The 17,261-nt window shown below is 28.2% G+C and carries 11 protein-coding genes; 3 read left to right on the forward strand and 8 right to left on the reverse strand.

From position 1 onward, the window contains the following. The first annotated feature begins 29 nt into the window (after positions 1 to 29). From mip (MALL_RS00855) to MALL_RS00865, 3 genes are all read left to right on the forward strand, one after another. Complete coding sequence (gene mip / locus MALL_RS00855; RefSeq protein WP_005683322.1) at positions 30 to 2,372, forward strand: Ig-specific serine endopeptidase MIP; 2,343 nt, start codon at positions 30 to 32, stop codon at positions 2,370 to 2,372. Positions 2,373 to 2,547: 175 nt separating this feature from the next. Beyond that, positions 2,548 to 4,887, forward strand: coding sequence for an Ig-specific serine endopeptidase MIP (mip, locus tag MALL_RS00860; protein WP_005683397.1), 2,340 nt, complete (start codon positions 2,548 to 2,550; stop codon positions 4,885 to 4,887). A gap of 58 nt (positions 4,888 to 4,945) precedes the next feature. Beyond that, a complete protein-coding gene (locus MALL_RS00865; protein ID WP_040545468.1) occupies positions 4,946 to 5,278 on the forward strand; it encodes a hypothetical protein in 333 nt (110 codons plus the stop codon). Here MALL_RS00865 and MALL_RS00870 read toward each other — a convergent pair. The 8 genes from MALL_RS00870 to pepF form a co-directional block, all read right to left on the reverse strand. Further along, positions 5,268 to 5,960: a pseudouridine synthase gene (locus MALL_RS00870; protein ID WP_005683366.1), complete on the reverse strand. Its 693-nt coding sequence runs from the start codon at positions 5,958 to 5,960 to the stop codon at positions 5,268 to 5,270. The genes MALL_RS00865 and MALL_RS00870 overlap by 11 nt on opposite strands. A gap of 47 nt (positions 5,961 to 6,007) precedes the next feature. Next, positions 6,008 to 6,460: a hypothetical protein gene (locus MALL_RS00875; RefSeq protein ID WP_005683282.1), complete on the reverse strand. Its 453-nt coding sequence runs from the start codon at positions 6,458 to 6,460 to the stop codon at positions 6,008 to 6,010. After that, positions 6,460 to 8,925, reverse strand: coding sequence for an ATP-binding cassette domain-containing protein (locus MALL_RS00880; RefSeq protein WP_005683348.1), 2,466 nt, complete (start codon positions 8,923 to 8,925; stop codon positions 6,460 to 6,462). Before MALL_RS00880 ends, MALL_RS00875 begins: the two co-directional genes overlap by 1 nt. After that, positions 8,912 to 9,973, reverse strand: a complete 1,062-nt coding sequence (locus tag MALL_RS00885) for an ABC transporter ATP-binding protein (protein WP_005683289.1) — start codon at positions 9,971 to 9,973, stop codon at positions 8,912 to 8,914. The genes MALL_RS00880 and MALL_RS00885 overlap by 14 nt, the downstream gene beginning before the upstream one ends. Positions 9,974 to 9,983: 10 nt before the next feature. After that, positions 9,984 to 11,303: an ABC transporter permease gene (locus MALL_RS00890; protein WP_005683311.1), complete on the reverse strand. Its 1,320-nt coding sequence runs from the start codon at positions 11,301 to 11,303 to the stop codon at positions 9,984 to 9,986. Positions 11,304 to 11,317: 14 nt separating this feature from the next. Next, complete coding sequence (locus tag MALL_RS00895) at positions 11,318 to 12,457, reverse strand: ABC transporter permease (RefSeq protein ID WP_005683365.1); 1,140 nt, start codon at positions 12,455 to 12,457, stop codon at positions 11,318 to 11,320. 63 nt (positions 12,458 to 12,520) lie between these two features. Continuing rightward, positions 12,521 to 15,370, reverse strand: coding sequence for an OppA family ABC transporter substrate-binding lipoprotein (locus MALL_RS00900; protein WP_005683331.1), 2,850 nt, complete (start codon positions 15,368 to 15,370; stop codon positions 12,521 to 12,523). Positions 15,371 to 15,379: 9 nt separating this feature from the next. Next, the gene (gene pepF / locus MALL_RS00905; RefSeq protein WP_005683359.1) at positions 15,380 to 17,230 is read right to left on the reverse strand and encodes an oligoendopeptidase F; all 1,851 of its coding nucleotides are present in this window, start codon (positions 17,228 to 17,230) and stop codon (positions 15,380 to 15,382) included. Positions 17,231 to 17,261 lie beyond the last annotated feature (31 nt).

Genomic DNA, 17,261 nt, shown 5'->3' on the forward strand with positions numbered 1-17,261 from the left:
CGCTTAAATATAAGAGTTATGAGGTAGATATGAAATTTAAAAAGAAAAATATTTTAACTTTAATAAGTGTTGGAACTTTATTGTCGGTTTCAACTTTATTTGTTGCTTGTTCAACACCTGATACAAGTGCAACTAATAATGGAAAAGAAACTGAAAAGCAAGATGGAAAAAATGAAAAATTAAATTCAGGTGTTGCAAATAATCAAAATGAATCATCAGAATTTAAAGACTTGAATGTTGATATTGAATACAAAGCATTTGAACCTATTCCACAATTGTATGCAAATGAAACTACGACTTTTAATTATCAACCAAAAGCAGATGAAAAAATTTTAAAAGATTATGATATTTCAATTATTGGACTATTAAATCCTAGTGCAAAAAATGGAACTGTTGAAGTTAAATATAGAATAACAAGTAAAAAAGATAATACAAAATTTATTGAAAAAACTAAATTAATTACTGGTTTTATGACAAATCCTTTCGATAAGTTTCGTGGTGAAGATATTAGTTCAAATGATAAACTAAATGTATCTGAAAAATATAAATATGCTTCTAAAACAAGATTACAAAGATTTGATGAAGATAATGAAAGATATATGAATTTACTAAGAAGACAAAGAAGTTCAACATATACAGAAAATAATTTAAAGCCAGAAACAATAAAAGAATTAAATGAAATGGCTTTAAAAAATAATCAAGATACTTTTGAAAATGCAACATACAAAGGATTTTCATTACCTTTTTATGATGAAACAACAAAAAAAGCAACTGGTTTAAGCGTTAATAAATCAGGAGAAACTGGAAAAGGACCTTCAAAAGTTGATTCATATTCAGATCAAGAATTTGCAGGCGGATTAGCAAGAACATTACCTAATGAAATCTATAAAAAAATAGGTTTACAAACTTTTTCACTATATATTAATAATCATGAATCAGGGAACAAATACAAAGCAAATTATGGAACAACTTGGATCTTAGATTATCAAAAAAGAGAAGATAATAAATACCCAACCAAATGATATTTTGCTACAAATGTTCACGTTGCTGAAACTATGAGATTAAAAGATGAACCTTTATATAAAACCAGAACTGGAGAAACAACGAAAACTATTCAATTTTTAAGATTAAAACCCGATACTGGAATTAGAACAACTTTAAAAACTAGTGCATATGGTGACATGTATGAAAATTTTGCTTTTGATACTGTTAATTCAAAAAATGAATCTGCTTTTAAAACAATTTACATGGGGCTAAACTTCCTTAAAACTTCTCCTAAGGATTACTTAGAACCTAACTCTCCATATAAAGATACTGAAGAATATGCTGATGTTGCTATTTTCGAATTAGACTTTGAAAAAATTGATTTTGGTTCTGTAACTGTTGCAACAGCAGGACATAATAATGGTAAAAAATATACTAGTGCTGAAGAATTAGCTAAAGATATGACAAATAATTATGCAAATACTCCAGATGCTCAAATTAAATTCATTAAAAATTCATATTTAAAAGACTATGACAAGATAGCTGTTCCTTTTGCAAACAATCCAGTAGATCCTGTTTATAAGAAAAATCCTACTAAAGAATATGATTCATTATTTGCTTTAGGTTATCCTGTAACTTGAAGTGGTTCATTCTTAGATTACTTTTTAGACCAATATGCAGATGAAGCTGACTTAAAAGCTGGTAAAACTTCTGTAAGTTTATGAGTAAACGGGCGTAGAGGTTGATACGGTAAAATGGGAAAATCTGAAACATCTGCAGCTTCGGGAGTTGATGAAAAAGCAGCATCAAGAGGAAATTATCTATCAACACAAATTGGTTATAGATCATTTATTGATAAACCAGGTATTACTGATATGTTGATTAGTTCTCCAGTTAGTGGATATCATCCTTTTGAATACCAAGCAAATGAAAGTAAAAAGACTGATTTACCTGAAGAAGCTAATGGAGTCAAAAAACCTGATGGATTTAAAAACAGATACTTAAAATATGGAATTGATTATATGCTAAGACACTTTACTCCAGGTGGTGGTGCAAGTGGAACAAGCGTTAGAAACCAAAATAATGAAGTAGCTGGAATTATTCATACCGTTAATCCAATGGCATTAGTTGCTTTAGCAGATGCATTTAGATCTGAAGGAGTTGATTATGGTGGATATTATGGACCATATGAGATGGAACAATATGATTTAATTTACGGTGGAGGAAAAAATCAAAGATTTTCTTATCGTGAAGCTTTAAAAGAAATTTATAAAGGTAAAAAAATAACAACAAATCTATTACCAAATGGATTAGAAAAAGAAAATATTCCTGAAGATTTTAAGTTTAAAGATAAAGTAAAATCTTCATACAACCCAGAAAATAATTAATTTAAAAAGGTGCATTGCACTTTTTTGATTGCCTTATTTATCTATAAACAAGGAAAATAAAGAAAAAAAATTAAAATATTTTAAATATTAATGATAATTTTTATAGTTTTAAAATACTAAGTAATATTTTATATAATAAAAAAAATAAATACTTTAGATTAAGTAAGGAGTTTTTATGAATAAATCAAAGAAAAAAATATTAGCAATTTTTAGTGCATTAACTTTGAGTGCATTACCTATTTTTGCCATTGCATGTACAAGTGAAAAATTAGATACTAATAGTTCAATAACAGAAAAAGGCGAAGAGTCAAAAGAAACCAACTCTTCAACTGAAGGTAAATCAGGAAACACAAGTGAACTTGAAAAACTAGATCTTAAAATTAAATACAATAGTTTTCAACCAATAGCTTCATTAGATCCAAGCGAACCTTTAACAACTGATTTTAAAATTGATGCACCTGAAGATATTGCTTCAAAAGTAAAAGTTGAAGACATTAGATTGTTAAAACCTGACTACAAAGAAGGTACTTTAGAAGTTCACTATAAACTTGTTGATGCAAAAAATCCAAAAAACTTTATTAATAAAGTCGAAAAAATAACTGGATTTATTAAGAATCCTTTTGGTGTTCCTAAGGGCGCTGATATTAGTGGAAATCACAAACTTGATCCAAAAAGTTTAACTTCTTATGCTAAAAAAACTCGTCTAGAACGTTTTGATTTTGATAATGAAAATTACATGCCATTTATTACACCTAGAGAAGGTGGAACCGGTAGTTCAGTTTATACTAAAAATGATTTAACTGAAGACAAAATAAAAGAACTAGATAAAAAAGCAAGAGAAAATAATCAAGATTCTTTTAAAAATGCTAAACTGAAAGGATTTTCTATTCCTTTTGTAGATGAAAAAGGCGAAACTAAAGGGCTAAACGTCAACATCGGTACAGAAGTTGGAAAAGGTCCATCATTAATAGATTCTCACTCTGATGAAAAATACTCACTTGGTTTAGCTAGAACTCTACCAAATGATTTATATAAACAAGCTGGTTTACAAACATTTTCACTATATATTGTTAATCACGATAAAGGAAATGAATTTACAAGCAATTATGGAACAACTTGAATACTAGATTATCAAAAAAGAACTGATGGAAAGTACCCAACGAAATGATATTTTGCTACTAATGTACACGTTGCTGAGGCAATGAATATACAAAATGAAAAAATTTATAACACTAAATCAAAGGATAAATCATCAACTTCTTTCCAATTTTTAAGATTAAAAAATGATGTAGGAACTAGAACTACTTTTAGAACTAGTGCTTACGGTGAACAATATGAAAATTGATCATTTGGTAATGAAAAAGATGCTTTCAAGACTATATATATGGGATTAAATTTCTTAAAGTCATCTCCAAAAGATTATTTAGAACCTAATTCACCTTATAAAGACACTGAAGAATTTATAGATTTTGCTGTTTTTGAAGTAGATTTTGAAAAGCTACCAATTAGTCCTACAGTTTGGAGCGCTGGTAAACCGGTAGAAAAAAAATATACTAGTCATGAAGACTTAGCAAGAGATATGACTAATAACTATGCTGATGATAAAAATAAAGATAAACAAATTAAGTTTTTAAGTAACTCTTATTTAAAAGATTACAACAAAATTGGAGTACCGTTTGCAAATAACGATGTTGATCCAGTTTATAAAAAAGATCCTAATAAAACTTACGATTCTTTAATAGCAATTGGTTATCCTCTTACACAATCAGGTAATTTTGCAGATCACTTTTTAAGACCATATATTGATGAAGCCGACCTAAATGCCGGAACTCATTCGGTTAGTTTATGAGTTAATGGTAGAAGAAAATGATATGACAAAATGGGTAAAAGCGAAACAGCACTAGCATCTAGCGTCAACGAAAACGAAGCTTCAAAAGGAAATTACTTATCTAGTGAGATTGGATATAGATCAATAATTAACAAACCAGGATTATTAGATTCAATGATCTCTAACCCGTTTGTTAATAAAGGACCTCACACATACCCAGCATCAACAGAAAATAAAGGAAAACTTCCTGATAATTATAATAATAGCCCTAATGCTCCTGAAGGGTTTAGAAATAGATACTTAGGATATGGTTTAAATTATATGATCAGACACTTTGCACCGGGTGGAGGTGCTAGTGGTACCAGTGTTAGAAATCAAAACAATGAATTAGTTGGAATACTTCATGTTTCTCACTCTAGCGCACTAACAAGCCTAGCAGCAGCATTTAGATCTGAAGGATTAGACTATAACAAGTATTATGGGCCATATAACATGGAACAATACGATTTAATTTATGGTGGAGGAGAAAACCAAAGATTTTCTTATCGTGAAGCTCTTAGAGAAATGTATAAAGAAAACAAAGAGTTAAAAACCGCTTTATTCCCTGATGGTCTAGACGATTCTAAAATACCAGCTGAATTTAAATTTAAAGACAAAGTAAAAGCTTCAGACAATCCTGAAAAATAATACAAATTAAGATGTGCTTAGCATCTTTTTTGTTTATTAGTGATAAAATAAAAACACTATGAACCAAGACAAAGAATATGAATTAAATAAAAATTTTTATTTAGCACAAAAAAACTTTTTAAATGAAATAAATAATGACATCGCAAAAGAAAATAATAAAAAATATATTAAAAATTTAAAAACAAAAAAAGATGCATGAGTAGAAAAAAATAAAAAACTAATTTTATTAGTTGAAAAAAATAATAGTCCGGAAGACTTAGAAAAGTACATAAAAGACTATCATAAAGTTAAAAACGAATATTTAATACAACAATATATGTGATTAATTATTTTAATTGTTGTTATTGTTGCATTAATAATTGGTTTAGCAACTTGGTTGCTTAAAATTTAAGAAGTAGTTCTACTTCTTTTTTTGTTAAATATCTTCATTGACCAGGTTTTAATGTTTCATCTAGTTTTAAATTATTAAATTCAATTCTTTTTAAAAATGTTACATTTAAGTAATGAGTTTTAAACATTCTTTTTACTTGGTGAAATTTTCCTTCTTTAATTGTTAAATAGCATTTATTGTCAGAAATTATTAGTAATTTAGAAGGCAATACTTTGTCGTTTTTATCTATAATAAAGCCATTTAAGAAAATTTCTACTAATGAAGTGGGAATCTTTTTATCAACTTCGACATAGTATTTTTTTTCAACATGATGTTTAGGAGAAAGGAGCTTGTGTGAAGATTCTGTATCATCACTAATTAGTAATAATCCTTCAGTATCTACATCTAAACGACCATATGCTATTAAATTCTTTCGTTTAGCATCGCTTACTAAATTAAATAAACTAGGATACAATTCGTCCTTATGTGAGGTTATATAATTTTGTGGTTTGTTTAACATAATATAAACATATTCATCGGTGTTATAGGCTATTTGGTCAATTACTAATTTTTCTACTTTAAAGTTAATTGAATCACTTGTTACTAAATTATCATTAATAAAAACCTTCTTTTCTTTTAGAAGTTTTTTAATTTGGCTACGAGTTAAATCAGTAACATTAGAGATAAATTTTTCGAGTTTCATAGAATAATTTTATCAAAAAGATGCCTGCACTTAAGCAGACATCTTATTTAAATTATGAAAGGTATTGTAATTAAAATAGCTATAAAAAATGTTATTAAGATAAAATATCATCCTAAATTCGATTTGTAAGTTTTAGCTTTTAATTCTTGCTCTTCAACTTTTTGTTTGGCTATTTTATGTGCTCTTAGTTCGGTTGGATTCATTTTTTTCATTCTTAATTCATCACTTCTTTCTTTAGAGTTTTTTCTACCTTCTTTAAAACGGCTAATTGAGTTTCTTAAAAAACCTCATTTAAACATTAAACATAATAAGTCAAGTAGAAATGTAACCATTAAAGAACTAAATAATGAATCAGAAAATTTTAATTTCGAATAAAAATGTGAAAGAGTTAATATAATAGCAAATAATATCAAGAAGAAAAGAACTATAAAATAGGTATATTTGTATTTTAAACCAAATTTTACATAATCAATAATCCGAGAAATCCCAAACTTTTTCATTAGTCTTTTTTAAGTCCTGTTGCTCTAAAGTGATCAGCTTTTAATCATTGATCAATTTGTTTGCTTGTTCCATAAACAAAGTGTTTTGGTTCAACTTCTTTTTGCTCAGGAACGTTTGGATAAACTTGTTCTTCTAAGTATGATAATTCAAATGAAACGTTTTGGAATTTTTCTGTTGCATTTGAAATTTTTGGAATAGCTTTAAATAAGTTGTTTGTGTAAGGGTGGATTGCTTTTTCATAGATTTTATTAGTATCTCCAGATTCAACAATTTTTCCTAAGTGCATTATTTGAACTTTATCAGCAACATATTCAATCATACTTAAGTCATGAGCTATAAAAACCATTCCGATATTTTTTTGTTTACATAAATCTTTAAGTAAGTTAACAACTTGGGCTTGAATTGAAATATCTAAACTAGCTATTGGTTCATCAGCTACTATAACTTTAGGGTTAGTTATAAGCGCACGCGCAATAACAATTCTTTGTCTTTGCCCACCTGAAAATTCATGAGGGTAACGATAAGCAAATTGTTTTAATAAACCAACATCTTCAAGCGATTTATAAATAGTATTTTTAATAAATAATTTTTTAATTGAATTAACTGAAAAAATTCTAAACATTCTTTGCCCTGAAGCTGCAACTTTAGAATTGCTTAGATTTCTTAGTGCTAAATCAATTTCATGAATTCCTAATAATTTAGAAATATTATTTAAATCAGTATTTATATATTTTTTTTCTATGTCAAATGATTTGATCGAATCAAGTCTTTGTAGAACGTTTGTTTTGTAAACATTTAATTCTATTTTTAATTGTTTATAAGTTTGAGTGTGCTCATTTTTTCTAAAGTATTTTACTAAACAGAATTTTTTGTAATTTCCGTTTTTATCACTTAAACAAGCAATTTTGGCAGGATTAATATAACTTTGTTCGAAAAATTTAATGAATTTTTCATGCGTTTGTTTAAATCTTTTATCAAGTGCATCTAGTTTAATTTTGCACTCTTTAATCATTTGTCTTTTTGCTTCTACTTCACTTTCAAGTTGAGCAATTCTTACTTTGAATTTTTCAAGGAATTTTTCTAGTTCCTTATTATGAACTACTTGTGCATCTAGTAATTTAGCTTTTGAAGCTCTTAACTGATCTTGATTGATTGCAGGCACTGAAGTATTTTTAAGTTCATTATTTAATTTTTCAATCTCTGAACTAGCTTTATTAATCAATTCTGAAAAATGTTTTTTTCTTGTATTTGAAAGTTTTAAAAATTTTGAAATATTAAATTTAAAGTCTTTTTTAGTGATTTCTGACATTAATTTAATAGATTCATATTTAGACTCATCAACTTTTAAATTTTTGTCATAAAACACTTTTAAGTATTCTTCAAGCTCATTTGCAAATTCTTTAACTTCTTCAAATGATAAATAGTTTAAAACTTTTTGTGATTCGTGAGTAGTAACTTTTGCTGCTCTTGAAACTATTTCTAGTTTTTTCGAGTGGAAATAATAGTTTAATTCTGTTGAACTTCAAGCATTATTCTTACGATATTTTGTATCATTTTTGTATACATCAATAAAGCTTTTAAAAGCATTTTTGTTGATAATAAGTAAATCTTTTTCTTCTTGTTTTAATTTTTTAAGTTCTTCTTTTTTAGTTTCTAAAAGTTCTTCTTTTTGAATATGTTCACGTGATTTTGTTGATAATTTTAAATTAAGTTCATATTCTTCTTTAGCTTTAACCAAGGCTTCTTCGTCAAAATCAAGATCGACTTTGAAACGATATTCATTTTGTTTTTTTTCAAAAAACTTAACAAGTTTATCAGTGTTTGTATAAAGTTTATTAATAACTGTTGAATTATCATTGTTTTTTTCTTCTAGATAACTATAATAAGCATTAAAATTATCGTCATTGCTTACTGAAGTACTAAATTCTAGAGCATCAAATTTCTTATTTCACTCTTGAATAAACTTTTGGTGTAAGTTTGTAATTAATGTTAAGTTTTCTAATTCTCATTTTTTAGCATGTTCTAAAAATGAGTAATGAAAGTTTTCTTGAATATCTCCTCAATCTTTTTTAATATCCTTAATTTTGTCACTAATAACTCCATTAACAACTAAAGGTTCTTTTAAGATTGAAAATATTGTTTTTTGACCATTAAGTGATGCATGTGGATCTTGGAAAATCATTTGAATATTTTTATGCATAAATTTTTTTCTTGCACGAGTAATTCTTTTACCTGAAATTATTTTTCCATTAAGAGTAATAAATCCGTCAACATCATCATATAAACGTAATAATGAACGACCGACTGTAGTTTTACCTGAACCACTTTCTCCAATAAGTCCAACTATTTCCCCTTCGTGGACATTAAATGAAATACCGTCAACAGCTTTATTTATTGTTGAACGATTAATAAAATATTTTTTTAAGTTTTCAATACCTAAAACTACTTTTTTATCTGTTTTCATTAAATACCTTCTTAAAGATTGCAAGTCTTGTTTTTAACTCTTCCGTAAGTTCTACTTTTGGAGCATCCGGATGCAACAATCATGTTGCAGCAGAGTGGGTTGGGGAAATTTCAATAAGTGGTGGTTCTTTAACATAATCAATTTCTAAGGCATAATCATTTCTAGGAGCAAAAGGATCACCTAATGGTAAATTGGTCATATCTGGGGGAGTTCCTTTAATTGAATAAAGTCTATCTTCTTTATTTTCTGGAATAGCAGAAATTAAAGCTCAAGTATATGGATGTTTTGGTTCGGTAAAAATATCTTTTTTAGTACCACGTTCAACAATTCTTCCAGCATACATAACATAAATATAATCACAGAATTTAGCAACAACAGAAATGTTGTGACTAATTAAAATAATTGCTATGTTCATTTTTACTCTTATTTCTTCAAATAAGGCTAATACAGAAGCTTGAACAGTTGGATCAAGAGCAGTTGTAGGTTCATCAGCTATGATTAAATCTGGTTTTAAAGCTACAACCATTGTTATTACAACTCTTTGTTTCATTCCACCACTAAGTGTGTGTGGATACATATCAAAAATTAATTCAGCATTTCTTATTCCAAATTGTTTTAAAAGTCCAACTAAATATGTTTTCTTTTCTTCTTTAGTTTTTTCTTTTCAATCATGATTTTTATTCAACGCATCTAAAAGTTGTTTTCCAATTTTACGAGTTGGATTAAGTGAGGTTAAAGGATCTTGAGGAATATAACCTATTTTGTGTCCTCTAACTTTTTGTCAATCCTTATTAGTTTTTAATTTGTTTAACTCAACATCACCAAGAGTCATTTTTTGAGCACTAATAAAAGTATTATCATTTATGTTTAAAAGAGCCTTAGAAGTAACTGATTTACCTGAACCACTTTCTCCAACTAGACCTACTATTTCTCCTGGTTTAATTTCTAAATCGACACCTCTTACAATGGTGACAAATTTATCTTTTTTAATTTTAAATGAGACTTTTAAGTCTTTAACATTTAATAATCATTTATTTACTTGTGACATAAAAGTCTCCTTATTTTATTTTAATTACTTTTGGATCAAGTGCATCATGCACTCCGATTGCTACAAAGTGTAGCGAAACTGAAATCGATAAAAGAATAAGCGATGGTAATAATAATATTCACACGTTGTTTATCGCTTCAGAAGTAGCATTAGATAATAATGCTCCTAAGTTAGCATCATCTGATTTAAAGAATCCTAAAAATGCTAGAGATGACACTGACATAATTATGCTTGGTATTGAGTGTACATAATTAGTTGCAATTTTACCAATAATTGCTGGTAAAGCATGTTTGTAAATTAATCCTGGTTTTGAACGACCAATCGATTGAGAAGCTAAAATATATTCTTCGTCTTTTACTGTTATTATAAACATTCTTGTTGAACCAACACTTCCGGTTCAACCAACAAAAACTAAAGCGGTTCCAAGTGTTAAATCACTTGTACCAAATAGTGTTGCAAAGATTAATAATCAAATAAGTGTTGGAGGTGCAACGAAAATATCTATAAGTCTCATTATTACAGTATCAATTCATGTTCCAACATGGAATCCTAAGTAACTTCCTACTAAAACTCCAATTAGTGTTTGTAATGTGGCCACAATAATTGCAAGTCTAATTGCTTGTCAAGTACCAACTCATGAACTTGTTCAAATATCAGTTCCATTTTCGTTAGTCCCTAAAAATGTTTGCAAATTAATATCTGGGTTTAATTGTCTTAATTTAGCTACAGCAGCGGCAGTTTGTTCAAAAGTAGAGTTTTGAGCAACGCCTGAATTACTTAGTAAAATTGACATTGTATTTGCTTCATAAAAACGATAAGCATTAATTTCAAGATCTTTTGTAATAGGATCAACTTTAAAACCTATATTGTTTCCACCTAAAATTTCTTTAAAGATAAATCCACCATAATAGTTTGGATCATTTCATAGCTTAACGTTTCTTTGTCATGTAGGCAAGTCAACTAGTAAACTATATTTAACAAATGAATCATATTTTGGTGGTAAGTGTTTAACAAAGATAGATGATCCACCTGTATAATCTGAACCATCTAGAAGTTTTAAATCTATTGATTCGTATATAGGTTTTACAGCATTATATTTAGCTGAGGCAGTAACAATTATTGATGTTAAAAGCACAATTAAGAATAGTACTAAACAACCCATTATTACTCAGTTTGTTGCAAAACGTTTAAAGATTTCCACAACCATTTTTTTAGGTTTTCCAGCAACGTTATTAAAATTTTGATCGTTTTGTGGAATATATTTTTTTAATGAACCTTCAACTAGCGAGTCAGAAAGGTCATATTTTTTATTAAATTCTTTTTTTGTCATATTTCCCTTTCTTCCTATGCGCTAGGTGATTTAGCCAATTCAGCAAATTTCTTTCTTCTTATTTGAGTAGCTTTTAATTGTTTTACAATACTATGTTTTGAAGCTGCTGAGTATTTAATTCTAGGATCAAGAAAGGCAAATGATAGATCGACTAAAATTGCTGTAAAGACTCCTAAAATTGTAAAGAAGAATGTATTAAACATAATTAAGTTTATTTCTCCAGTAGGAAAAGCTGCGGCTATTATTTTTGATGAACCTGGAACTTTTCAATATGTTTCTATAACTATTCCCCCACTTAATAAACCAATATATGATGGAATAATCATCGCTGCTAAAGGTATAGAAATATTTCTTAAAACGTATTTAAAGAAAATTTCTGCTTGACTTAAACCTTTAGATTTAGCTATTAAAACATAATTAGAAGTTAAAACTGTAATTACTTGGTTTCTTGTATATGTAATGTATCCACTTAATGAACCTAAAACAATTATAAATATAGGCGGTAATCAAGAAAGTAAAATTCTTCCTCATCCATCTGTAGCAATTGTTTGATCACTTGGAACATAGAAAATTGGCGGAATGTTTTGTGTCAATAATATCGAAATTAAAATTGGCGCAATAACAAACGATGGCAATGCTATAAAGAAAAGTGAGAAGGCATTTATAGCACTATCAAATATACTTCCTCTTTTATAACCAGCAAATATTCCTAATGAAATACCTAAAATAGCTGAAATTACAAACGATGGAAGAGTTATAATAACTGAATATCTTAAAAATCTAAAGAAGAAATCTGGAATATTTTTAGCTCCTGCTGCTTGTAATAAAGACTCGTTAAATGGTAACCCAAAAGGGGTTTTTTCATGAAAAATGTCATTTATCCAGTAACCAAATCTAATAATTGGATTTTCCTTAATAAAAGTTCATTTTCCACCTAAGTAGACGTCTGGATTGTCTACATCAGGAATTAAGTGAAAATTAATAGACTTAATAATAAATTCACGTTCAGCATCAGGTCTTGCAGTACCTGTTTCTAAAAACTGTGTTGCAAATGTATTAGTACTAAATTGTGCTACTAAAATGTAAACTACTAAAATAATAATAAAAATTGTTAGTATTGCAAAGCCTATTCTTTGTAAAATGTACTTAATCATTTTTTCCTTTCATAATTAATAGAAACAACTAACCAGGGCATGGTTAATTGTTTAATGTTTTTACTAAACTACCTTGTAATCAGCATAAGAAGTAAATCTATCGTATGCTACAGGTCTTACGTAGTTAGGGTTAACAACTACTTCAGTGAATAATTCACTTAATGATGTATGTGATTGGTTTAGAGAAACTCCATAGAAGTTACCGATTTCCTTTGCCAATTGGATTAATTCATCATTTGTATTAGAAATTTGGTATTTTAATCAGAATTGAGCTGATAAGAAGTAACCATCTTCTTTGTCATATAATTTTTCATCTTCTTTTGTTAAATCTACTAATTTACCAGTTTTTTCATCAATTTTATTTCTTCCTAAAGCATGTCCTAAATTATCCATATCAGCTTGATCTAATGTATATCATTTCTCAAATGGTACTGATAATTTTTTACCTTTTAGTTCAGTTTGAAGTGCTTTAGCAGCTCTTACCATTGCTGGATAAGCAGCAAATTTAGCTTCTACATCTGGTTTAGTTGCAATTAAAGCAAATGTTGCAAATAATTCTGATTGTCATGATGAAGCATCAAATCCTCCACCAAGTCCTTCATAGTCGTAACCTCAACCTAATAAGTTAAATGCAGTTTTACCTGATTGTCACTTAACGTCAAAGTCATCTCTATTATTTATTTTTGTAAATGTAAATTTCAATCTTGGATCTAATTCACCATAAACTCTACTTAATAATAAGTTTGCAGCATTTTCGAATTTTTGATCAACTGCTAAAAATCTAGCTGGGAATGTAATTTCTACATTTTTACCAGCAAATTGTTTATTTTCTTCATAAAACTTGTCTAAAAGCTTTTTCATTTCTGCTTTTACTTCAGCAAAAGCTGCAGATTTTAATTTATCATTTGCTCCAGCATTAACAGCTGTTTCTTCTGATTTTCTTAAATCTAATTCATCGTTATTAGCGTATGAACCAAGTTTTACTTTTTTTCCTGTTTCATCTACAGCAAAGTAATTATTGATTACTTCTAGAGCATCACGAGGTGTTTTATATTTTGCAGATTCTTGATCTTTACCATTAATTTTAGCTTCTGTTGCATAACCAAAGTTTCATGGTCTTGTTGGAATACCGGTTGTAATTTGTGTTGCAAATCCGGCTCAGTTAGTTGCAAGTGATAAAAGCGTTCTAAATGCTCTACCTCTACCTGCTGCTGTATATTCTAAAAGATTTTTTTCTGTTCCTTTAGCCATTTTACTTAAATCATCAACGTTAAATAATAATTTAGCAGCAACTTCATTAATCATAGGTTGTGCATTAGCTAATTTTTCATTAACTGCTGGTCTAGGCACAAGTGCTCATCCTGAACGATTTGTGTATGATGAAGTGTTTTTGTCTTGGATATATGTTAATCCAAAGTTTACAGGATCTCTTTTTATAAGATCTTGGTTAGCTGGTTCTTGTCTTGAAAACGAAATTACTGAAACGTCTCCTGATCTATAAGCATTAAATTCGTTTGATGCAAATTGTTTTGCATCAGCTGCTGTTTGTTGGTATCATTCTTGTAATTCTAATAAAGATTTAGGATCTTCAGCATATTCTTTATCTCAATAATTTTTATTTAATTTTGCTGATCAGTATCTTTGTGTTCCATTAAATGGTTGTCCTAAAAACTTACCTGCAAATAAAGTATTTTTTGTTGTCATACCATATCAGTAGTATCCAGCATCTTTAACTAAACCTTTTGTTTTTTGCAATTCTGCATGAACGCTATTAAAGTCAACATTTGCCTTATCTGATTGTAATCCTTTTGCATCACCATATCCTTTTTTAATATATTGACTAGGCGCTGCTACTCACTCATATGAATCTGTAACATTGTTTAAGAATAAATCTCATTTTTGTACTTGTCCTTCAGTACCTTGGAATGTTACATATTCTCTATTATCTTTTGTTGAAACAAATTGGTCTCTTGCTTTAACTTTAGAAGCATCAACTCCATATAATCCTAATAAATATTCATTAGCATATGTTCTACCTTCTGCTAATCAACCAGGATAATCTACTAATTTTTTAGATGCTGCATCTTGTTCTTTAGATCCACCGTTTTCACGTCTAAATTCTTGACCATATAGTTGTGATCTCATGTATCCTATATAAATATCATCTGCTACAACTCTTGTTCCTGAATCTTTTCCATCATATGTAGATCAAACAACATCTTTTCTCATTCTGAATTTAATATTTTTTGTTGTCTTAAGTGCTTCATTAAATTCTTTAGAGTTAATTGATTTAGGGTCTTTTGATAATAATCTAACATATGGGTTAGCAAAGTATCCTTTAGCATCTGGTTGTTCTTCTAAATGATCAACAGCATCCGATTCATAAACAGTTTCTTTACCGCTAGCATCAACTAAAATTAATGCATCAGCTAAGTCTAATTTATATTTTCAAACAGCTGGTCTTAAAACGTATTTATTTGTAACAACTAAACCTTCGGCAGAAGTTGTACTGTTTGTTGCTATGGCTGCTTCACCATAGTTTTCAACCATTAATAATCTTGATGTAGTTGCATCTTTTAAAGGAATTTGGAAAGATCCATATGAAGATGACATATCTCAAGGTAGTCCAGCTGGTTTAAATTCAGCATTTATTTCTCTTTTATAAATTCTATTTTTAGCTAATTTATCAAGATTTCCTAATCCTTTAACAGTACTTTTCTGTGGATTTAAAATATTTGATAAAACTTTATTTGTTTCTGCATGTGGGTTAGCTTTTTCTGGATCAACAGTTGTTATTGAATCTGTAGTACCTGAGCTTGTTTTACCTCCGCCACATGATACAACTGCTGCTACAGTTCCAGCACTTAATAAACTTAATGCTGAAAGGGTTAATATTTTTATATTTTTTTTCATTTCTTTTCCTTATTTTGTTTTTTTACTTTTTTTCATAAATAATTTGTTACCTAGTTTTATTCATTCTTCAACTAAGCCTTCTAGATAGTTAAATCCGTATTGATAAAAACTATCATCATTTAAATCTATACCGATACTTTTTAAGATCTCTAGTGGATAATCTGAACATCCAGAACTTAAAAATTTATCTATATAAACTTGTAGATATTTTTGTCCTTCATTTTTATATTTTTCATAAAAGTACGAGGCACTTAATTGACCTATGGCATACTTATAAACATAAAAACCGTAATAATAATGAGGCACATAAATCGATCCAAATTGATCAATTTCATTGTATTTTAATTGTTTTTTACTTGTTGAGTATTTCTTTTGATTTTCAAAATAAATTTTACTAATTGAATCTCAACTATTGGCTGGTTTTCCTTCTTCAATGGCTTTGTACAAGTCATATTCGTAATTAGCTCATTCAATTTGTCTTCAAACTGTTCCTATAAATCCACTAATAATTGTGTCTAAAATTTTAAACTTTAATTTATCATTATCAGAATGTTTTAGCATGTAATCAAATAACATTGATTCATTAAAAATTGATGCAATTTCAGCTAGAAAAATTGGATATTGACTAAGCTCTAAAGGTTGCCTTGTGTCTGAATAATATGAATGTAATGAATGTCCTAATTCATGTGCTAGAGTTTCAACTGATGATAAGTCTCCATTAAAATTCATTAAAATATATTTTTTATCTAGTCCATAACTACCACCAATTGAATAAGCACCACTGCGTTTAGAATTAACACACATAAAGTCAATTCATGACTCATTCATCGCTTTAGTAATTTGCTCAGAATATTCTTTACCAAATGGCAATAATGCCTTTGTAACAAGCTCTTTTGCTTCTTCAACACTATAATCACTTTTAACATTAACTAGTTCTCTAGATGAATCTCACTTATTAAATTTTTCTTTAAATTTAGCCTCATAAAATTTCTTGTGATAAGCTCTGTATTTAGTTAAAATATGTTTTCTTTTTGATACTTGATCAAATAAGTTTAATAAAGATTGATTAGTCATTTTATCATTTGACGTTAACATCTGCACCGTTGAATCATATTTTCTAACTTTTGCTTCAGTTACTAATTCATTAAAATGTTGATATAAAACGCTAGATAAAGAAGCTTTGTGTTTTAAATATGCTTTAGCATGATTTAAATAAGTATTTTTTCTTACTAATCCATCTGAATGTTTCATTAAAGAAACTCGATTAGCTCTTGTTAGTTTTAATTTCTTACCTTTTGAAATTTTAACATAACCATAATCAAGTTCACTATTGCTTAAAATGCTAAAAATTTGATATGGAGAAGGATTTCCAATGCTTGTTTTAATAACATACTCTTCTACTTCGTCACTTAATTTATGCTTAAAGTTTTCAATATTGTCTTCAATAAAACGTTTATAGTTTTTTAACCTTGAATCTTCTTTTCATACTTTCATTTTTTCAATATGTTTAAAAAACCTATTGTTTTCACTACCAAGTTTTTTGGCTAATTCAGAATTTAATAATTCTCATTTTTGCTCATACGCTAATCATTTAGCATCAACTAAATTAGTATTTAAATTGTTTGAAATGTAGTTAGAAATCCGGAATTCAAGTTTTGTTACTTTGTTTGCTAATTTTAAACTTTCTAAATACTTTTCTAACGTTTCATACTTAAAATCTTTATTTAATATTTGTTCATTAACAAGCTCTTCATATTCCTTTAATAAATCATCAAGACTCTTACCTTCTAAAATGGCTTCTAGATCTCATTTATATTTTTTAGGTACATCTTCATATTTTTGATACTGTTTAATTTTCAAGTCGCCTCCTTATTTAAATTAAAAAAAGTTT

The organism is Mycoplasmopsis alligatoris A21JP2 (assembly GCF_000178375.1).
Classification (GTDB): domain Bacteria; phylum Bacillota_I; class Bacilli_A; order Mycoplasmatales; family Metamycoplasmataceae; genus Mycoplasmopsis; species Mycoplasmopsis alligatoris.